The sequence below is a fragment of the Lysinibacillus sp. LK3 genome (assembly GCF_001043675.1).
Taxonomy (GTDB): Bacteria; Bacillota; Bacilli; order Bacillales_A; family Planococcaceae; genus Lysinibacillus; species Lysinibacillus capsici.
This window is the reverse complement of sequence record NZ_LDUJ01000008.1, coordinates 1-21,212: the sequence shown is the minus strand read 5'-3', so window position 1 is coordinate 21,212 and position 21,212 is coordinate 1. Positions and strand designations below refer to the sequence as shown.

General features: G+C 34.5%; 15 protein-coding genes. 3 read left to right on the top strand and 12 right to left on the bottom strand.

Annotation, left to right across the window (positions count from 1 at the left end; all coding sequences use genetic code 11):
- Positions 1-103 precede the first annotated feature (103 nt).
- The gene (locus VK91_RS06115; RefSeq protein WP_048391715.1) at positions 104-1,171 is read right to left on the bottom strand and encodes an S-layer homology domain-containing protein; all 1,068 of its coding nucleotides are present in this window, start codon (positions 1,169-1,171) and stop codon (positions 104-106) included.
- A 200-nt stretch (positions 1,172-1,371) separates the two neighbouring features.
- Positions 1,372-5,364, bottom strand: a complete 3,993-nt coding sequence (locus tag VK91_RS06110; protein WP_231595598.1) for a cell wall-binding protein — start codon at positions 5,362-5,364, stop codon at positions 1,372-1,374.
- 347 nt (positions 5,365-5,711) lie between these two features.
- On the opposite strand from VK91_RS06110, the gene VK91_RS06105 reads away from it, so the two are divergent.
- Together VK91_RS06105 and VK91_RS06100 are read left to right on the top strand one after the other, a co-directional pair.
- Positions 5,712-6,389: a hypothetical protein gene (locus tag VK91_RS06105; RefSeq protein WP_048391711.1), complete on the top strand. Its 678-nt coding sequence runs from the start codon at positions 5,712-5,714 to the stop codon at positions 6,387-6,389.
- Positions 6,389-7,645 carry an HlyD family secretion protein gene (locus VK91_RS06100; protein WP_048391709.1) on the top strand — a complete coding sequence of 419 codons (1,257 nt, stop codon included), beginning with the start codon at positions 6,389-6,391 and terminating at the stop codon, positions 7,643-7,645. Before VK91_RS06105 ends, VK91_RS06100 begins: the two co-directional genes overlap by 1 nt.
- A gap of 87 nt (positions 7,646-7,732) precedes the next feature.
- On the opposite strand, the gene VK91_RS06095 is transcribed toward VK91_RS06100, so the two are convergent.
- On the bottom strand, positions 7,733-10,225 hold the full coding sequence (locus tag VK91_RS06095) for an S-layer homology domain-containing protein (RefSeq protein ID WP_048391707.1): 2,493 nt from the start codon (positions 10,223-10,225) through the stop codon (positions 7,733-7,735).
- Positions 10,226-10,291: 66 nt separating this feature from the next.
- Positions 10,292-12,184: a stalk domain-containing protein gene (locus VK91_RS06090; protein WP_048391705.1), complete on the bottom strand. Its 1,893-nt coding sequence runs from the start codon at positions 12,182-12,184 to the stop codon at positions 10,292-10,294.
- A 372-nt stretch (positions 12,185-12,556) separates the two neighbouring features.
- Here VK91_RS06090 and VK91_RS06085 point away from each other — a divergent pair, with 372 nt between their 5' ends.
- On the top strand, positions 12,557-12,811 hold the full coding sequence (locus VK91_RS06085; protein ID WP_048391703.1) for a YjcQ family protein: 255 nt from the start codon (positions 12,557-12,559) through the stop codon (positions 12,809-12,811).
- Between the two features lie 130 nt (positions 12,812-12,941).
- Here VK91_RS06085 and VK91_RS06080 read toward each other — a convergent pair whose 3' ends face one another.
- The 8 genes from VK91_RS06080 to VK91_RS06045 all read right to left on the bottom strand — a co-directional run bounded on the left by VK91_RS06080 (position 12,942) and on the right by VK91_RS06045 (position 20,932).
- On the bottom strand, positions 12,942-14,045 hold the full coding sequence (locus VK91_RS06080; RefSeq protein ID WP_048391729.1) for an aminotransferase class I/II-fold pyridoxal phosphate-dependent enzyme: 1,104 nt from the start codon (positions 14,043-14,045) through the stop codon (positions 12,942-12,944).
- Positions 14,046-14,070: 25 nt separating this feature from the next.
- Entirely contained in the window at positions 14,071-14,706 is a 636-nt protein-coding gene (locus VK91_RS06075; protein WP_048391701.1) for an acetyltransferase, read from the bottom strand.
- Positions 14,707-14,723: 17 nt separating this feature from the next.
- On the bottom strand, positions 14,724-15,317 hold the full coding sequence (locus VK91_RS06070) for a sugar transferase (RefSeq protein ID WP_156181895.1): 594 nt from the start codon (positions 15,315-15,317) through the stop codon (positions 14,724-14,726).
- 3 nt (positions 15,318-15,320) lie between these two features.
- Positions 15,321-16,544, bottom strand: a complete 1,224-nt coding sequence (locus tag VK91_RS06065) for a glycosyltransferase family 4 protein (RefSeq protein WP_053075685.1) — start codon at positions 16,542-16,544, stop codon at positions 15,321-15,323.
- 13 nt (positions 16,545-16,557) lie between these two features.
- Positions 16,558-17,262, bottom strand: coding sequence for an acyltransferase (locus tag VK91_RS06060; protein WP_048391699.1), 705 nt, complete (start codon positions 17,260-17,262; stop codon positions 16,558-16,560).
- A 72-nt stretch (positions 17,263-17,334) separates the two neighbouring features.
- Complete coding sequence (locus VK91_RS06055; RefSeq protein WP_053075684.1) at positions 17,335-18,435, bottom strand: glycosyltransferase; 1,101 nt, start codon at positions 18,433-18,435, stop codon at positions 17,335-17,337.
- A 3-nt stretch (positions 18,436-18,438) separates the two neighbouring features.
- Positions 18,439-19,560, bottom strand: a complete 1,122-nt coding sequence (locus VK91_RS06050) for an N-acetyl sugar amidotransferase (protein WP_048391698.1) — start codon at positions 19,558-19,560, stop codon at positions 18,439-18,441.
- A 37-nt stretch (positions 19,561-19,597) separates the two neighbouring features.
- On the bottom strand, positions 19,598-20,932 hold the full coding sequence (locus tag VK91_RS06045; RefSeq protein WP_053075683.1) for a hypothetical protein: 1,335 nt from the start codon (positions 20,930-20,932) through the stop codon (positions 19,598-19,600).
- Positions 20,933-21,212 lie beyond the last annotated feature (280 nt).

Here is a 21,212-nt window from a genome sequence, read left to right as displayed (position 1 = left end):
ACGTTTGGTGGTATTTCCAGCGTTAAAAAGGGGATTTTTTTATCGTAATTTGGAACTTTCGTAACATTTCTGTAATATTAGCGATTCTTTGTTACACAACAACTTATTGACTAGAGAACATTTGGACCCAATAGTAATTTCCTTTGCTATCCTGTGCTATTGCAACACCTGTGTTCGTATAGTGCTCTTTTAAAATATTATCTCGATGGCTAGGTGAAGCCATCCATGCCTTAACAGCAATTTCAGGTGTTTTAATATTTCTAGCAATATTCTCTCCAAAACTTGTATAGTTGTAATCAAATAATGTCGCTAAATCCCAAGGTGCCCCATAATATGGGGAAACGTGTTCAAAATAATGGCGATTTACCATGTCCTGCGCTTTGATAATGGCAATTTGTGTAAGTTTCGAATCATAAGCAACAGGTTCTAGCTTATTCTTCTGTCTTTCAACATTTATTAATTCAATCACCTTTTTTGACCACTCAGAAGAAAGGTTTACAGTTGGGATATAATCCTTTGCTAGATAGTCATAGGCTACTTCCAATGCCTTAATTTTTTGTTGAAAAATCATGCTTCGCTCAACAAAAACAGCAAACTGTGCACGTGTTACCAATTGGTCAGGAGCAAAATGCTTAGCATCCACTCCACCAATAATGCCTATATCTGCTAAGGATTCAATATAGTCTTTTGCCCAATGCGTACGCGTAATATCCGCAAACTGGCTATTATTTTTGCCATCTACTTTAATTTGGTAAGCTAGTGCTAGCATTTTTGCCACCTGCATACGCTTTAAAGGCTCTTCTGGATGAAAGGCATCACTTTTTTGAATAACTCCCAGTTTAACAAGCTGGCAAATTTCCTTGTAATATGGATGTGTTGTAGGAACATCCTTGAATTTTACAGAGTTCTCAATGTCAATGTTTGTTTGAAGAGAGCGAGCAATGGCAGCAGCAGCCTCTGCCCTTGTAATAGCTTGCTCTGGCTTAAAAGTGTTGTCGTTGTATGTAGTCATATATTGTTTTGTGAGCATATGTTGAATCGAGGCATTTGCCCAGTATGAATTTGTCACATCTACTGCCTTAGCAGACGCTGCTTCTACTTGACTAAAACTAGTTAAACTTCCTACGGTTGCAGCTATTGAAAGTACCATTATACTCAATAATTTTTTCAACAGGGCGACCTCCTCACGTTGGCAAAATGAAAATGTATCAAATGGTACCTCCCAATCAAAGCGACCATTTATACTATAAGATACGAATTTCAGATGATATAGTTTCACTTTTTTGGAAATTAATATTAGGATTCATTTTTTCTTACTTATAAAAGGAGTTTTCCCGTTATATTGATTGGGAAAACTCCTTTTTTATCATACTATTGAATCATTTTAAGATAGTCTTCTAGAATGCGGTAATTATACACTAAGCCCTGTTGCTCAATTGACAAATTACTATAATCTTTTTGAGCAGCTAACACTTTTTTCTCGAATGAGGAGCTGTCTGGATCAATATTTCCAATCGCTTGAACAACTTTGAGAACGGCAGCCACATCTTTTTCTGCCTGCTTTAAGACATCCTCATTAATGACCTGTCCTTTAATTTTAGAGTCCAATGCCTTATAGGCAGCAACGGCATTCGCCACATCTTCAATATACGTTGAAGAGCTTGGAGACAGTCCCGCTATGATCTCCACAACCTTCTTCACATCAGCTAAACTTTTCTCTGCTTCGAGTAAAAGAGCATAATTGGAGATACGTTGTTTATCTGTCGTATTCAAACTATCATATTCTTTACGCGCCGCTTCCACCATGCCAAAGTAATATTTATCCTTTGGATTCAATTTAGCAATATTATTATAAACCTTTATAACATTATCTAGCGAAAGCAATAGCTGGTCGTTATAAACATAGCGACGTTGATCCGCATTGAGCTTATCATAGGCTTTTAAAATCTTTTGGTATTGGCTATTCATATCTTTTGCCGTTAGCAATCGGTCTATATCTTCTACAATACTCATTACAGGCTTTATTAGCTTTTCCTGATCTTGTAGCACTTTATAATTTTGAACAGCCCTTTGCTGATCCTTTGGTAAAGCATTGTAAGCAGCACGGATTTCTTGAATACGTTTCACATATTGCTTTGGATCAACGGATGGTAATTCATCAATCATTTGCATGACATTACCAGCCCCTAAAATACTAGACTCCGCTGCTTGCAATAAGTAGTAGTTTGTCACATATTGCTTCATATCGTCAGGTAGTGCATCGTAAAGTGAGCGTGCTCGTGATGTATCTTGAAGGAATGTGTTACTTGAAGATTTAAGTTTACTAATCAATTCCATCACATTAGAGACAGGCTCAAATTTCAAGAGAATATTAATATTATCGATGTATTTTTTTTGATCTTTCGATAATTTATCATACGCTTTACGTGCTGAGTTTACCTTACTAACAAAGCTTGTTGATTCTGGATCTAGTTCATTAATTTGAACCATCACACTTAAAATTGGTTTCACTGCTTTTTCACGTGTTGTTAAATCTTTAATATTCGTCACTAATTTCTTTTGGTCCGATGACAGCTTATCGTATGCTACACGCGCATTCATCAGCTTCGTTAAATAGTCAGCATCTTGCACTTCTGTTAATTTAATTAGCTCGACTACACTCTGTGCTAATCCCTGTTCATTCTCTGCTGCTACCAGTGCATCATAGTTTACGATCGCTTGCTGCTTCTCTGCTGGCAAGGCATCATAAAGCTCACGCGCTGTTTTCATATCTTGATAGAAAGTTTTACTTGTTGGCTTTAACGACGCAATGAGACCAATCAAGGAAGCAACATCCTCTACAGCAGTGAGATTAGCATAGTTTGTCACTCGCTTTTGGGAAACTTGATCAAGTGCATTATAGGCTTTACGTGCATCAAGAACCTTTTTTGTATAATCCTTATTTGTTGGGTTTAAGGCATCGATCATTTGAATCACCTTGATTACTGCCTTATTATCCTTTTCATAGGAGCTTAACATTTTGGCTTGCTCCACTAGCTTCTGTGCGTTCTTATCCATTGCTTTATATTCTAATGTAAGTTCTGCTACCTTTTTGACAAATGTGTCAGGGCCTTCATTTGCTAAGGCTATAATACGGTCATCAAATGCTTTAGCCGTATTGATATAGCCTTGTGCGTTTGTTAGGTCCTGGCTGTTTACTACCTTTGCCTTAAGAGATTCACCCAATTTATTAAACGCTTCTTGTGCTTTTACCACATCATCTTTATACGTTTTTTTAGAAGGGCTTAATGCACTAATTTGTACCATTACATCAATCGCAGGAATTACATCTTTTAAATCTTTATAATTTTGGACAAATGTTTTATTTTTATCATCTAGCTTCGCATAAGCGGTATAAGCTGATTTTGCTTTAGAAATATAGCTTTTAGAGGAAGGATCCAATTTTTCAAATTGAGAGATGACATTAACAACCGATTTATAGGATTTCTCTAAATCTGTTAACACTTTAATATTTGTTACACGCTTTTTAGCTGTTGGTGATAACGCATTATAGTGAGCTCGTGCATCCAATATTTTTTCAATAGCTATATCGCTATTAAGCAGATCAATTTCTGTTATAACAGCCTGTACCGCTTCTTCCTCTTTAACCAAAGCATCTATTTTGTTTTGCAGCTGTGTTTTCAAATTAGTAAGAGCTGTTTCATGCCCTTGCAAAGTCGTATCTAATTTCTCCACTGTCTCTTTCAACTTGGTAAGCTGTGTACCGTAGTCAGCTGTCGGCTTTAATGTATTAATCGTTTTCGATGCTTCTGCGTATGTTTGAAACAGTATTAACTTTGTTGATCCCTGCACTAACTTTTTATCATTTTCACTTAGCTTGTTAAAGGCAGTCCAAGCTGAAAGCGTCTTACTTTCAAAAGTTTTTGCAGTTGGATCAAGGCTATCAATTAACTTATCTACCTTTAAGGCAGCACCTAAATTTTTCTCCCACGCTGTGAGCTCTGCTAGATTATTGACGATTTTTTTCACATTGGACGCATTGATATTTGTGCCTGAAGGATTATTATAGGCTTCGCGTGCAGCTTTAATAGCAGCTACTTTATTAGCTTCTTCTACAACATTAATGGCTTTAATCTTTCCTTCAATATCCTCTGCATATGCAATATTTGCTAACGCCAGATCTAGGTCTCCTATGTTTTTAACAAAACCTTTACCTTCCGTTAAGAGATCGTATTCCGCTTTTATGTCTTTGACTGTTGTACGATATACATCTTCTTTGGATACACGCAACCCTGAAATGCTTTTCGAAATATTTGCTGCTTTAAGATATTGTGCAATACTTTCATATTCCGTTTTTAATAATTGTTTGGAGGCTGCATCCAGACTATTGTAGGCTTTCTCAACAGCCATCACAGCACTAATAAAGCTTGAGGCTGAAGTGAAATCTGTAGATTGCTTACCTTTTAACTGTACAATGCTGGAAGTCACTTTATCTAAAGCAGATAAACCTGACAAGGCATCCTTATACTTCTTAAAAGGTGTGATTTTATCATCATTTGGATTATAAGCTTCGACCACTTTCTTTTGCTCTGCTGTCAGCGCATTATAATTCGTGGTAAAACTATTCATTCCAGGAGAAATAGCTGAATAATCCGTAGATTTCTCCAATAACTTAACTAACTGATCTAATTCTGTAATGACAGCTTCTGCTTTTGCTGCATCATTTTTCAATTTAGTTAATTTATCAATATCCATTCCCTTGCCTTTAAAATAAACATTGCGTGCTACATCATCATAGCCATATTGCAACGCTGTGCCACGAACTGTGGAGGCAATGCTTTTAGCATTATTAACAAGTGCGGCTGTGACAGCTGTTTCAAATTCCTTTTGGACAGTGAAATAACTTTTCTTATTTTGTAAGCCTACATTTAAAAATTCTGTATATTTTTTTTCTAAATCTGAGACATTTTTAATAAATGATTTACTTGTATAGGCTATCCCATTCATTTCATTCCCTATTAACTGTAATTCACTTAATAGCCTACGTTGCTCCTCAACATAGTTATACTTTGCATTAATAAAGTCAATTTCATCTTTATGAAATTCTGGCTCACTTAGAGTTGCTAAATCCCCTTTTGCAATGACCATTTCGTCAGCAGATGAATTCTCCGATAACTTAGCATATTGAGCAATAAGCTGCTCTCTTGAAGTGGCAGCTGCTACTTCATTCATATAGGTAACTTGCTCTGTTTGTGTTGAGACGCGGGATTGTGCATCATTTTCCTGTGCGTTCGCTATAGCCGTAGGTACCAATAAAAGACCCGTTATGACCCCTGCTGTCAATTTTCGATTCAATCGAACCACCCTTTCATCGTTTATGTATAGGAAAATGATTGTGTTCATTTTCATTTAGAATTTATGACTTTAGTATCGGTGTAAATTGCTTGATTTCAAGCCATTCTAATATATTTACAAAATGAGACATATCAAAAGTAATTTTTCTAAATTACTAGCTAGAAAAACAGGAAGTTATTTCAATTATACTATACAATGGTGTTATATGAGGTTTTCACCAATTGACATATAATAAGAGATTATGTTTTTTTAATGAATTTATTGGAAAAAAACAGCTATTTTCATATGTCATAATATCTTTACAAGGTGTATACTACAACTTTGATATCCTATTTTGGAAGAAAGGACGCTGTTTTATGTTTTACCATTATAAGTTCTGGCATAGCTTAAAAAATCCTACCTACTTTACTAGCATCGTAGAGGAAGGCGAGGTCATCGGATATAAAAAACGAGTCCTAAAGGTGTTCATTCTTTTCATCCTGTTGTTTGCTGCTCGCGAATATTGGGGAATGGGGACAGAAAATTTAACGTCCTTATTCGCAATGGATTTACAAAATGAATACTATGTAGCACGTATCCTTTCGATGCTTGGTGCCGTTTTATGGGGAATCGTCTATTTTTGCTTCCATTATTATGGTGTTACCTATCTTTTACATCTATTAACGGACATTCCTTATACTTGGATAAAAAAAGTCCAGCTTTATGTTGTAGCCTTTCTATTAATTGAAAAAGCAATCCTCTTTGCTGTTTTCTATGCTGTAGGCTATACAACCATGTTTTCTTTCTTCTCCTTAGCTCCTGCTGCCTTACAGGTGATTGAAACAGATTTCGTATTATTTACCCTCAATCAATTGACGGTAACAACTGTTTTAATCATTATTGTACAGTACCTCTTCCTATCAAAATGGGAGGAAGAGGCTAGTAGAAAAATGTTAGTAGTCAAATTGATTGGTGTACAGCTATTTATGGCCATATTTGTTGGTTTGATTAGTGTACTACCAATTAAAGAATGGATTGCTAGGGGGTTAGGATGATGGCATTTATCAAAACAAGACCATGGACAACTACGACCATCGTGTTAGCAATGCTAGTAATCGGCATAAATGCTTATTTTGTTTTTAAAGATAATAGCAACGTGACACGATCCTACTTTATCGATGAATTTCAAAAAGCTTATATCGGCACGAATACAGAGCGTGTTCATAAAGAAACCATTGTAGCACCTGCTGAGACATACACGATTACTGCTGATGCAACTAGCTTATCAGCTGTGAATGTAAAGCGTGGCCAAGAAGTGATGATGAATGATGTACTTGCTACCTATAAAACGGATGAGGTGGATGAGGAGTTAACAAAGCTTGAATCTGAACGCACAGCCTATGAAACAGAATTACAAGATTTACAGGATGCACTTGATCAAATTGAGGATGAATATGGTGATGATTCTAATCCAAAAAGCTCCATTAATACGGATCAAATCAATGACAAGCTATCCGTAACGCTAAAATTAGAGCTTGCTCAACAAAATTCAGCATCTACAGCGGTTGCCCTGTTAAATCGACATATTGCTGAAACAAATCGTCAAATTGCGTTACTTGAAGCCCAAATTACACAAATTCAATCTCGTCAGGGTATTGTCAGCCCTATTGATGGTGTGGTGGCAGCGATTAAGGAAGAAGCTGGTGCGCTAACTTTTGAAATCTATTCGAATGAAAAAGCAATGTATGCCTATTTATCAGAAAAGGAATGGCAAAAGGTGGAGGAAGGGCAAACTGTAGATTTCAAGGTGAAACATGTCAAGGATGATCTATCTGGCATCGTATTAGAAAAACAAACGATTGCTACTGACGATCAGACAGTTTGGGCAAATGAGTTAGCCAAAATGGCTGCCTTGCCACAACCAACTAATTATGAAGTGACCTTACAGCAAGATGCCCCACTCGAGGACATCCCATTTTCGACAACTGGCAAAGCCTCTATTATTGTCAACGAAGCATTCGATTCCTATAAAGTCGATAAATCGTGGCTAGCCACAGCTAAAAAAGGGAACAAAAAGCTGTATATCATCAATCAGGACGGTAAAATACAGCTAATTGATGTCAATGTACAATTTAAAACGGCTAAGTCAGCTATTTTTATGGATTATCTTGATGAAGGTACGCCAATGCTCTCGAATGAGAAACGTAATCTCGAAGCCTATACCTTCAGAACATTACCTGTTGAGAAAATCCATTGGAGCCATTTTAAAGAGCTAACTTGGAAGCAATATGTGAAATATATCGTTTTCTAACCTAAATCCGCCTCGTCTTTTTATGGACAAGGCGGTTTTTTTTACAAAAGAAATCCCCTGTAGATTACTACAGGGGACTCGTCATTTTTATTTTAATGACAAACATCTATTTAAGAAGCTTGCAAATTGAGCACGTGTAATTTGTGCATCTGGTCTAAATGTGTTATCTGGGAAGCCGCCAGTTAAATCATTTGCCACAAGTGCTTGGATATGGCTGTATGCCCAATGTGTTGATTTCACATCAGAGAAGCTTACTTTGCTTGTACCCGTTAATTTATAGGCCCTTGTTAAAATGGCAGACATTTCTGCACGTGAAAGCTGTCCGTTTGGATTAAACTTCCCTGCCTCTTGCCCTTTAATAATGCCAGCCTGCTCAACTGCGGCAATGGCACTGTATGCATAATGGCTCTTACTCACATCTTTAAAGCTAGAATCCTTCGTTGTAGTTAGATTTAAAGCTCTGGCAATGATCGTAGCTGCCTCAGCACGTGTAATGGATGCCTCTGGTTTGAACGTTCCATTTGAGTATCCTTTAATAAGGGATTGATCGTATAGACTTTGGATTTCGGAAAATGCCCAATGTCCTTTTGTTACATCTGTATAAACTAATTCCTCATGATTATCTTTATAAACGGCTTGTAATTGATCGAAATACAGCTGTCCTTTCTTCTGAAGAGATGCTGTTGGCTGAGCAACATACAAACGCTCGAATTTCAATGGCTGTGGTAAGTCACTCGGAATATTCGCCGTCACGTACTTCCAACCACTCCAGTCTAAACCACCCTGGCTTGTAAAATCAATTGTGTGCTTAGCTCCAGCACCATCAATGACAACGCCTCTTAGCCAATGCTTACCAGCATCGCCAAATACCCAAAGACCGATATTTTTAGGCTGCCCTGAAATAGCAATTGGTGTTTTCGCAACCATATAGGCTGCTTTTGTACCTGTACCTGCTGTTGTGAAATCATAGTTTAATTGTAAGCTAGCCATTCCCTGTCTTGCATACTCTTTAGAGCTTGCTAATGAAGCATTAGCTTTCGCCACTTCTGTTGTCCAAGATGACGTATTATCAAAGCTATCTAGTACAATAGGTTTTTCTGCTAGATCTACTACTTTCACAGCTGTAGACGTACGAATTCCTTCATACTCTCCAATAATTTTCCCTTCACCCTTTTGTGTTGCTGTGAAGGTTGCACCATCCATTTTGCCGATATTACCTTCAACTGTCCAGTTCATATTTGCTGGGTTGATGGTCATTGGATTCAAGTATTGATCATAGGCACTTACAACCTGCATATCTACAGAAGAACCTTTCATTACCTGACCAACACTACTTAACGTAATTGATTTTACTTTCCCTGGTGGCGCTGTATTCACTACCTGTAAAATGGCAGATACACGACGTTCACTACCCTCTGACGGTCTATTCACTAGGTTGGCGAAATAACCTCCTGGGTTACGCGCCACCATTGCTGTAGAGCCGCCTCCATCTAGGTTAATAGCCGAAGAAGCACCCACTGAAATTAAATGAGCAGCTAAATCTGATAAATTAACACCATTACTATGACCACTTATGCGACCATCAATCGTGACAAGAGATACCTTTGTACCTGTAGCATCTATAGCTACTGCTGTACGTGGACTACGTGTAGAAGCAAACCCTGAATTCGTTGGCATAGAAATATCCACTTTGCCGTTACGCACAAGCATTGGTCCAGCAGCTAAGATGAACTGTGCATCCATCCATTTTTGATCGATCGATAAGCTGACATCCACGCTTGTACCTGCTGTAATACTACTTAATTCAGCGGCTAACTCTTTATTTTGTACAGAGATAACAAAGCCATCTGCTGGTACAGAAGAGTTACCTTCTGCTCCATAAGCTGTTACATGAGATACTGTACCTGAGAACTGATCACCAAAATGCAAGGTACTTGTATCTTGGCTAGCGCCCGACACAACGAGTTCTACCCCCCATGTATTTGTCCCTGTTGATTTTTTTTCAGGTGTATATAAAACGTTTTTATTTGTTCCTCGTTCACTATTAATAAGATCAATAGGATAGCTTTTGCCATTCACTTGGAAAGTTAGATTCGTAGAATAATAATCTGCAATAGCTTTCCCTGATTTCGATAAACCAAATGCAACTGGCTTTTGTGTTGGGCTATCATATGTATCTCCCAAAATACCATAGTTCACAATTTCATTGTTTTCTGCTAACAAGTTCGCAGGCATACCATTTCCTAAAAAGTAAGAGGCATTGACAGCCCCAACCACACGATGCCCATCATATGTGTTTTGCTTGGCCATCGCTGATGTTGTTTTTAATGAATTAATAGGATTTGGCATACCTATTTCTAGTTTTGTATATGTATTATTTAAATTGACATCTAAAACATTTACAAACTGACGTATCGAACCTGACGTATAGTTTTGCTGTGAATGTATTACCTGTGGTGAAACTTCTGTTTTAACTTCACTGACTTTATTGCCTAAACCAGCAGCTTGTCCATTGATGGGGCTAACTGTTAGTGTAAGCATGAATAGGACTACAATAATCGTTATTAGTTTTCTTGCCATTTTTCACTCCGAATTAATTCAAAGTATGGCACGTACCATGTCACATGACCCGTGCCAGTGACTTTTTTATTTTGTTTCTACATAAATCGCTACTGGAAGATTCACACCACCAGCATGCATTAGTTCTAATTCAATCGTATCTTTTGAACCCTTCATCTTGAAATCTGGTAATTCAACATACTCTGCCCCTACTCTTAAAGAAGGCACTAAATACACTTTGCCATTCACCTTAATCGCTCCGCTGTATAATCCTCCTCGACCAGCCAACTTCAGCTTAATCGTTTTTGTAGAGCCTGTTGGATTGACAACAGGAATGGATACTTTATAATTCACACCAAAATGTCCCGGATTTCCTACTGAGCCATTAATTTGCGACATTGAATTTTCAGCCGTTTGTAAGTGGTCAGTACGACCGTTAGAAATATTGTAGCCTACCTCAGGAGAATCTACTGTGTACGCTGGTAGTTCTGCTAGAATTGACGCACTAGACCATGCACCTCTAGGGTGTTTAGCATACTGATCAACTGCCACCTGCTCAGATTGAATTGTTGTTAAATCACTATTATCCTTAGTAAGTACTGTGCGAATCGTATATTCTGGCTTTCCACCATTAACCGCTTGAATATCTAAATCATGTAAAAAGCCAATAATATAATCATAGTTTAGTTCATATGTTTCGATGACCTTTGTTTCACCTGGTGCAATGACAATACCACTGCTGTCCGATTTTTGAAGCTTGTTATTTAAAACAGCATCCGCAATCGTCAAGCCAAGATCATGACCTACCCAGCTATTACCTGTTTTTTGGTTAATGCCTTTCGAGTCAGTGACTTTAATGCTTTCTGTCGTAGACTTGTTTTGAACGGTAATCCCAAGATTGACATCTGTACCTAATGTGTTGTAATGCCAGCCAAAGATACGATGCTTATTTGTTGCCGCTGTTGGTTTCACATCGTATTGGGCAAGTGTCGCATTGTTCAGTGGCACAAGCTTACGTGTTAACGTTTCTGGATTATCACTAATAAATAAATCACGATCTCCTTCTACACGAGCAGAAGGAACAGCTTCTGGATAGGAAGTAGAACCAAATGATTTATCTAGGAAGGGGCTTGTGAACATATAACGGTAAACATAAATATACATTTCTTTTTTCTCTGTGATATAGCGTAAATTTCCGCCTAATGCATCCACAAGAAACTTGGTAGGAATATACATTTTGCCTTTTTGTATAAATGGCTTTTCGATCATTGTCACTGCTTCATTGTTAACCAAAGCCTGATTGCTGTTATCATTAAAAATAAAGCTCATCCCACCAATTAACAATTCAAAGGAACCATCAGGTTGCCAAGTACCAGATGAATCATCTAAATAATCATAAATATAGCTAGCAGGTAAATAGGTTCTTCCATCTTTTGAAACAATCGGATCTTTCATGACAATACGTTTGTTATTGATATGTAAGATATATGGATCTTCCTGCGGTGGTGCTGTTGTTTCATCTGATAATGTAATATCTACCGATTGGGTAGCCTCATCCCAATTAACAATACCATCAAAGTTTTCGCTGACGAAACGTAATGGCATATAAGTACGATCCTTATACATAAATGGCGCAACATCCATTGCAACCTCTTCTCCGTCTATTAAAGCAGTCATCGAATCGATCGTTAAATCAACCATCTTACCATTGCGAATCGCCGATGCAGTCAATGTTTCCTTATCCCAATCCACACTTGCGCCAACCGCTTCATATAATGCACGCATTGGTAATAATAAGAAATCCGATTTATTTAAAATAGGATCATTAACTTGAATCGTCTCTCCATTAATCGTAATCGAAACATTGTTTTTTATCTGAATTCCATTGTTACTAGTCGCTAATGCAGACGCTTGTCCTGGCAAAATCGTAGCCAACGCAACTGCTGATACAATACATGTAGTCCTAAGTTTCTTAAACATCTTAATCTCCTTTTTCCTCTTACAATAGTCTTTATCATCTTAACACGAAAAACCCCTAAAATGTGGGATTTATATCGAAAAGAGTAGAATTCGGTACTAGAGTGCTAGCCTTTCTCCTTCGAAAGCTTCATATAATGAAAAGAGTTTTTCCAATTTGCACGATCATTTTCTATAAAACTCTTTTGGTTCTAGGCATGAATTGTTTATTTTTTATAAGTACCCCAAACTTTTCTTTAAAGTAGACTTATTATCGAATAAAAAAGTTACAAAACTGTTAAACACTTTTTGAAAAAGTTAATTTCTTAGATGACATAATGTGACAGGCTTTTCTTCATCATTTATACTGAATCTTAAGATTGGAGGATTTACAGTATGGATAATATTACTTTACATATTTTAGAAGGAATATATAATCATGAAGAACCTAAATTTTACGATTTTGATATAGATAAAGACACGTTTGGAGAAATAGTGGAAGCAATGCAACATGAAGGTCTTATTTCTGGAGCAAAAATTTCTCGTGTGGGGTTAGAGAATAGAATAGCAGTAGTTGCTCTTCAAGATGTTAAGATTGAATTAAAGGGGCAAAATTACTTGAACAATAGTAAGAAAATCTCATCTTTATAATGCTTTAAATTGATATTTACAGAAGAACTATATATCACATGGGTTACTTTTTGCTCGTATAATTTTTAAATATAAATAACAAATAGCGTCTCTAAGTATAAAAGAGACGCTATTTATAGTAAAAAGAGTTTTAAATAGCAGTTAAAATAACATCAATAACTTTTTGCTGCTCTTCAATAGTCATTTTAGTATCTGATGGTAAACAAATTCCATTAGCAAATAATTCTTCACTTACAATTTGATCTTCACTATGAGGGTAGAATTCAGATTCAGCAAATAATGGTTGCATATGTAACGGTTTCCACACAGGGCGCGCTTCAATATTTGCTTCAGCAAGTAAATCAATTAATTCATAGGGCGTTATTTTGACTTTCTCAGTATTCAATGTCATTGTTGATAACCAGCGATTAGAAAAGGTACCTTCTAGTTCTGGCATCATCGTAATGCCATCAATACTAGAGAAAGCTTTTTCATAGCGGCTAAATATTTCACGTTTTTGCGTAATACGCTGATCTAACACTTCAAGCTGTCCACGACCTATTCCTGCTACAACATTACTCATTCTGTAGTTATAGCCAACAACACTGTGTTGATAATGTTTGGCTGCATCACGTGCTTGGGTTGCTAAAAAACGTGAATGCGTTATCAAATGTTCATCTTCTGAGACCAGCATACCACCACCAGAAGTAGTAATGATTTTATTCCCATTAAAAGAATATATACCTAATTTACCAAATGTACCACTATACTTTCCTTTATATAAAGAACCTAATGATTCTGCTGCATCTTCTATAATTGGAACATCATATTCGTTACATATTGCCATTAACTCGTCCATACGTGCACTTTGGCCATATAAATTTACGATAATCACAGCTTTAGGCAATGTATCATTTTCTTTTGCTTTACTTAATGCTCGTCCAAGTGCCTGTGGCGACATATTCCATGTAGTTTCCTCTGAGTCGATAAAGACTGGTGTCGCACCTAAATAAAGAATTGGATTGGCACTAGCGATAAACGTAAGAGTTGAACAAAATACTGTATCACCAGCTTGAACACCCAATATATCTAACGCAAGGTGTATTGCCCCTGTGCCTGAGCTAGTGGCGGAAGCTGCTTTTGCATTTACATATGTAGCTAATTCTTTCTCAAAACCATCGACATTTGCTCCAAGAGGTGCGATCCAATTAGTATCAAATGCCTCTTGAATATACTTTTGCTCAGTTCCACCCATATGTGGAGAAGAAAGTAGTATACGATTATTCACCAAAAATCCTTCTTTCTTTTATTAACTTTGCAGGCACTCCAACTGCTGTTACATAATCAGGGATATCGTTAATAACAGCACTTCCTGCACCAATTGTAGTCCATTTACCAATTTGTATTGATGGATTAACAGAAGAACGTGCTCCTATTTGTGTACCCTCATCTACCGAAACCCCACCCGTTAATACTGCACCTGGAGATATATGTGCAAAATCATGGACAATACAATCATGTTCAATAATGCAACTTGTATTTAAAATAACGTGATTTCCGACTATACAATCTGCATTAATTACTACATTAGGCATAACTACTGTACCATTAGCAATGGTAGAAGATGAGCTAACAATAGCACTTGGATGAACTACAGTACCGTAACATGCTGATGTTAACTGTAATCGTTCTACAATTTTTTTTCTAATCTGATTATGGCCAATGGAAATAACGACTTTTGTTTCTTCATCAAGTATATTTTCAACTGCAGAAATTGGTCCTTTTGTATAGATATCTTCTTGAAAGATCGATTGATATTTATCATCTAATTTTGCTATAACTTGATGACCATTTGCACGAATGCAGTCCTCTATAACTTTCCCATGACCGCTATCTCCTATTAAAATATACTTCACTTTTTACATGCCTCCCATTATTTAGAACCAGTAAATTTCTCCATTGTCGCTTGACCTTCTTGTGAAATACCTTCGCTAATAAATACTTTTTTAATAGTCAATAATAAAATTTTTATATCCAACCAAAAAGATTGATTATCTACATACCATACATCATACTCAAATTTTTGCTCCCATGAAATCGCATTGCGACCATTTACTTGTGCCCATCCTGTAATTCCAGGTCGTACTTCATGACGTCGCGCTTGTCTTTTGTTATATAAAGGTAAGTATTCAACTAATAACGGGCGTGGACCAACAAAACTCATATCTCCCTTTAACACATTCCATAATTGTGGAAGTTCATCTAAGCTTAACTTTCTTATGAATTGCCCAAATGAAGTTAACCGCTGTGCATCCGGCAATAGCTCACCGTTTGCATCTAGCTCATCTGTCATTGTACGGAATTTATAGACATAAAACACTTTGCCATTTAAACCTGGACGGGGTTGTGTGAATATAGCTGGGGAGCCTAATTTAAAGCTGACAAAAATCCATGTTACCATTATAGGTAAACTGAAAATAATAAGCATAAAAAAACTAATAACAAAATCAAAACATCTTTTAATCATTTCCTAATCCTTTTTTATTATATCGGTAGATTCTAACACCTTCAAAAAATTTTGTGTTAACATTCTCCACGAAAATTTTTCATAAGCTTTTGCTTTTATTTCTTCTTGTTCTACAACATTTATTTTTAGTACTAACTCTCTCAAAATACTTATATCTGAAGATTTATAAATTCCACCCGTATTTTCTACTTCACCTAAGTATTCTAAATCAGTATAAGTAATAATTGGCAAACCCACAGATAAATAATCATAAATTTTGTTCATACTCATTCCCCAATTGTATAAAGGAGAGTTTTTTATTGACAGCAAGCCACAATGAGCATGCTTCAAAATATATAAAATTTCATTTTTAGGTATTGGATTGAAAAATGATATATTTTGAATATTTTTATCTTTAACAACTTTTATAAGTTGCTTTTTTAAAGGACCATCACCAAAAAATAAAAAATGATATTCTTTATCACTCTTCATTTCCTCCGCTAATATTACTAGCTTCTCTACATCATTTGCAATTCCAATACTCCCAACATAAACACATAACTTCTTATCTAAATATTGATCAAGTAGCTTTTTTAACTTTTCATTATACTCTTGATTTTCAACTCGATTGCTATCAAAACCATTTGGTAAATAAATCACTTTGTCTTTCTTCACTCCAAATTGCTCAGCATATCTATATGCATTTTCGAAAAGAAATATAATTTTGTCTGACTCCCTATACAGTTTCTTTTCTATTGCTAATAAAATTCTATATAAAAAGTTTCTCTTCGTCATTTTTTTAAAATCAATAAATGTTTGTGGCCACAAATCTCTTTCCTCAAAATAAAATGGAATTGAATTCAGTTTAGCAATTCTTAAACCTACTAAAGGAGTAAGAGGGTGTACACTAGAACCGATTATTAAATCCGGTTTTTCTGTTGCTAAAAAGTTTTTTAAACAACTATTTAATTTAATTGAAAATGAAAAAATGTTTATAATTCGTTTTATGGAATTAAAGTATGTTGGTGTCTTAATCCAGACAAAATTAACGCCTTGTTCTTTCACTACTTTAAAGTAACTATTCGACTTATAGTTAATAGTTTCAGTTCTAGAAAAATGATTAAAAGAAGAAGCAAAAATCGTTACTTCATGTCCTTTATTAACAAGTTCTTTTGCAAAGTCAAAATGTCTAGTCCCTCCTGCAAATTTTGGAGAAATTGCGTAATGATTTAATATCCATATTTTCATTTTCAAAATTCCTTTATTGATTTTTTAATAATTGATTTTCGTCAACTTTTTTATATTTCTTTGCTGGGCTCCCCATTACTAAACATTCACTTTCAACATCTTTTGATATTAAGCTACCTGCTGCTACAGCACCTTCCTCATTAATAACTTTACCCGGTAAAACTGTCGAATTAGCACCGATTCTGCCACCTTTTCTTACTGTCACACCTTTAAATTTATCAAACCGTTCTTTATCACGGGCCATATAATTATCATTTGTAGTTACAACGCATGGTGCAATAAATACATAGTCCTCTAATTCGGAATACGCAGTAATATAACAGTTTGTTTCAAGCTTACAATAACTTCCTATAGTACAATCATTTTCAACTGCCACCCCGCGCCCAATGATTGTTTTCTCTCCAATTATTACACGTTCTCTAATTGTAGCTAAATCTGCAACAAAAACATCATCAGCAATTTTAGCATTGGCATAAATAATAGCTGAAGTACCAATTATTACACCATTTCCAATTCGTGTTGATGGTAATTTTTCCACTTTTGGTAATATAGATGCTTTTGCACGTGTCGGTTGTTTACCAATTACCACGTTATCTTGTACTATTACATTATTTCCAATTATAGTACCCTCGTAAATTATCACATTATTTCCTATCACTACATTTTCTCCAAACGAAACACCATTCCCAATAAATACATTAATTCCTTTTTGCAACATATAAAAACCTCCTCCTCTAGACTTTTCTATTAACTTTTTAACTAAAAATTAGACTATAAAATGAAATGACTTTTATGCTAGTTCTCTATATAAATCAATTAGCTTTTCTTCCTCTATTCCCCAATTAAGATGATTTTCCACTAATCTTTTTCCGTTTTTCCCCATTATATTCGCTTCTTCTGGATTTTCTAAAAGGTATTTGATTGTATTGGCCATCTCACTAATATTCTCAGGGTTTACACAAATTCCAAAATTATATTTATCATTTAATTTCTTTGCAAAAGCAGTATCTGAAATTATTACTGGTTTTCCTAACGCCATATATTCATAAACTTTTGTGGGTAATGTATCAATTTGAGAATACTGACCTTCATGAAGAAGAGTTGAAATCCCAATTTTACTTTTTTTTATTATTTTTATTACTTCATCTTTAGACACTACACCTTTATAATCAACTGTTTTATATTCTTTTAAATTTTTTAATTCGTTATAGTATTCCACTGAATTATATGGTCCACATAATATTAACTTAGCATTTGTTTTATAAACTGTTTTAACAAGATGTGTAATTCCTCTCATATAATTCAATGCCCCCACATATACAATCCAATCTTCATTACCATCATCTAATATATCATTTTTATTAAAAAAGGCATTATCCGGGAGGTTCTCTAAAAAAATTGTTTTATTTGTACGATTTTCAAAATAATCCTTTCCATTTACTGTACAAACAGCTAATACAGCATCAATTCTTTTACATATAAATGTCTCATATTTCATATAAAGTTTAGCAATTAGCTTTCTTAATTGTTTAGGTAAGTATGTTTTACTCTCTATTTGTAGACCATAAAATTCATGACTATCAAATATAACCTTTTTACCTTTTTTTCTTAATCTTCTTGCAAAACGTAATAATTCTGGATCATGTATCTGATAAATGTCAGCATTAATTTTCAAAGCTTCTTTATATAATTTTTTACTTGTAAATATCATACGATGCAATCTACTTTTGGCAGGGGGAATACCAATAAATGTTATACCATCTTTTTCATAACTTTCACCAATACTTACAATAAAAGGTGACATTTTAGCCTTCACTGCACTACTACTTTCTCTTAAAAGACGTGGAATAGCATCTTGTCTAGTGCTAGTAATGTGACAAATCTTCATCATTTTTTACTCTCCTAAAATTCTCCTAAATTTCCTAGCTATATTTTTATATTTTATTAAAGCTGATACTTTATAATCGCTATGACTTCGTCCCTTTTCTTTCATTAATCTTTCAAACTCATCTTTATTCATTCCTATCTTATCTAGTATTAAAACTATATCTTTCTCCATTTGCTCTTCTTCAAATAAGGGTTTTTCTAATTCTATTAATGCTTCATCTCTACTCATTTGATTGGATATAATCAAACTAGAATAATGTGAATTTCTTTTATCAACATTAAATTTATTTGGAAGATAGTAAACTTGCACAAACTTTGTAAAAATAGATTCATAATGCTTACCACCATAATAATTAAATCCAACATTTTTACTTAACTCTTGAATAGCATTTTTTCGATTATATTCTATATAATCTAGAGGTCTCAGAGTTTTAATTCCACTAATATATCTTTGGCCTATATATCGTTCAAAAATAGTTATTAATGGTAGAGAAGTTAAAGGGATTTCTCCAAATTTTTTATGAATGTCTTGAATATGCACTTTATCCGCAGCGATATGAGCATTCCCACGCTGTAAAATTGATTCTAATGCAAAATTAGCTCCTGATAAAAAATATTTTAAATTAAATTTTTTCGCATACATATTTAAATATGCTTGCAATACATTATCTTGTGGAAGAGCTAATGATGGTACTCCTGCTCTAAAAAAAGATTTAATGATATCCATGTATTGTTTTTCATTAGGCTTTTCAATTACTAAATCAATATTATTATACTTATTACATAACTTTTCTATATTTTGTGCTGCTACATCAGTATTAAAACCATCATCAATATGCACTGCTAAAATTCTTAGTCCCCATTTTTCTGCTCCTAAATATGCTAAATATGCAGAATCCAAACCACCTGATATCCCCATTAAGCAATCATACTTCTTCCCTTTCCCTTCTTTTTTTAGTAGGCTAATCATTTCTTTTAATTTTTTATTACCCATACTGTTTGGAAAGTATACTTGATCTTTTCTACTTAGAGCATAGTTACAATAATTACATGTTCCATTTTCTTTAAATATTATTGTTTCATCAGATGTATTATCCATTACACATCTTGTACAGATTTGTTTCTTCATAGTTCTCTCTCCTAATTAAATTTGTATTAATCTATAATTATTTTATTTGTGAAGCTAGTAATGCTAATAGTTCTTTATAACCATTATAATATGATTCTGGATCAGCTATATAAGCATTTCTATCTCTAGTAGTATTTGGGCCCACATAAAGTTTAATTGCTTGATCAGACAAAGGGAAACTATGATACACATCTTCATAGACCTTTTTAATCCTATCGGAGCCTAAAAAAGTCCACCACCCGATAAAAAATGTACCAGATAATTCAGATGGACCATATCCATCACCTTTACTTGTGGAATAGTCCCATCTAAACAAACCATTTGTACCATCCATGTAATTTGTTAGTTTGTAAAACGGTTCTTTTCGAGAAGGAACTACTAGTACCTTCTCAAAAAGTTGCTTCTCAATTCCTTTATTTATTCTTGAGAACATTTCATTTTCTTTTGTTTTTTCTAAGAATGCATCTTCTAAACTTTTAACCCATAAAGGAAAACGGTGGAAATGTGAAGAATCCATTGCAGTGTCTGTTATTGGGCTTTGTTTTTTTATATTTTCTTTATTTAAATATCCAGCATAAGCATAATCCGGATGATCATCCCAAACTCCAATTTGAAAAAGCCATCTATTACTTTCATCAAAATGACCTTCGGACTTAAAAGTTTTATAAGCTATATTTACAATATCTAATAACATTCTATCTTCACTATTTAACTGGTATAAATCTGCAGCTATGGCCATTGTAAAAAGTTCCTCATCGATTATAGCGCGATAATAACTATAATCAACTTCTTTATTCTCTAATTTCCAAAGTACTCTTTCTCGCATCCCTTCTTCAAAATATGGAGAATCCCACTGCCACGCAGGGATTTCGACCCAAATTTTATTAATTTCTTTTAATAAATATTGGTTCAATTCCTTATTAAGAATCTTCACTTCATAACTTAAATCTATATTTTCCGATAATATTAAATATCTACTTATTAAATAATAATAATGGAGTATTGATAATCTTTGTGAATCATCTGATATATCTATTTCATTTTTTCCTGTTTTCAAAAATGCTCCAAAATGTTTTTGAAACAACTCAATCATTTCTGTATTCTCTGATTGAAATGCATAATGCATAGGCACCATTAAAAAATGTCCTGCATCATATCTGTCCCTTTCATTCCAAAGATCAGACTCGATATACTCTTTAACCGTTAGTTCCCATAGCTCATTTTCACTTTTCTTAACGTATTTACTTCCATAACCTATTAAAACATCGTTTTTATCACTTTTAACTTTTTCTATTTCAGAATTAGTTTCAGTACATCCTGAGAATGATATCACCAAAAAAACCATTAATAATACCCTTAACTTTAATTTCATTTGATTATATCCTCTTTAATAATCTATTTTTATAACACTATTAATTTTTGTGTAATATTTTTTTCTAGCGTATTATTGATTAATAATGATTTTATTTATCAATTAAAAAATTTGTTACTTAATTCGATTCAAGAAAATATATTTCGATTATATTCCAACACTTGCAAAATTTTTTACTTAACAAAAGTTTACTGTCATTGTTTTATTTCATAAACGATATTTTTTATGTGCTCCCTAATCTAACCAAGTAATTTGGTAAATACAAAAAGAACATACAATA

What these genes read in the sequence shown, in the direction of transcription:
- VK91_RS06105 (WP_048391711.1), top strand. Translation starts at nt 5,712, where the DNA reads ATGTTTTACCATTATAAGTTCTGGCATAGCTTAAAAAATCCTACCTAC.
- VK91_RS06100 (WP_048391709.1), top strand. Translation starts at nt 6,389, where the DNA reads ATGGCATTTATCAAAACAAGACCATGGACAACTACGACCATCGTGTTA.
- VK91_RS06095 (WP_048391707.1), bottom strand. Translation starts at nt 10,225, where the DNA reads ATGGCAAGAAAACTAATAACGATTATTGTAGTCCTATTCATGCTTACA.
- VK91_RS06090 (WP_048391705.1), bottom strand. Translation starts at nt 12,184, where the DNA reads ATGTTTAAGAAACTTAGGACTACATGTATTGTATCAGCAGTTGCGTTG.
- VK91_RS06085 (WP_048391703.1), top strand. Translation starts at nt 12,557, where the DNA reads ATGGATAATATTACTTTACATATTTTAGAAGGAATATATAATCATGAA.
- VK91_RS06080 (WP_048391729.1), bottom strand. Translation starts at nt 14,045, where the DNA reads ATGGGTGGAACTGAGCAAAAGTATATTCAAGAGGCATTTGATACTAAT.
- VK91_RS06070 (WP_156181895.1), bottom strand. Translation starts at nt 15,317, where the DNA reads ATGATTAAAAGATGTTTTGATTTTGTTATTAGTTTTTTTATGCTTATT.
- VK91_RS06065 (WP_053075685.1), bottom strand. Translation starts at nt 16,544, where the DNA reads ATGAAAATATGGATATTAAATCATTACGCAATTTCTCCAAAATTTGCA.
- VK91_RS06060 (WP_048391699.1), bottom strand. Translation starts at nt 17,262, where the DNA reads ATGTTGCAAAAAGGAATTAATGTATTTATTGGGAATGGTGTTTCGTTT.
- VK91_RS06055 (WP_053075684.1), bottom strand. Translation starts at nt 18,435, where the DNA reads ATGATGAAGATTTGTCACATTACTAGCACTAGACAAGATGCTATTCCA.
- VK91_RS06050 (WP_048391698.1), bottom strand. Translation starts at nt 19,560, where the DNA reads ATGAAGAAACAAATCTGTACAAGATGTGTAATGGATAATACATCTGAT.
- VK91_RS06045 (WP_053075683.1), bottom strand. Translation starts at nt 20,932, where the DNA reads ATGAAATTAAAGTTAAGGGTATTATTAATGGTTTTTTTGGTGATATCA.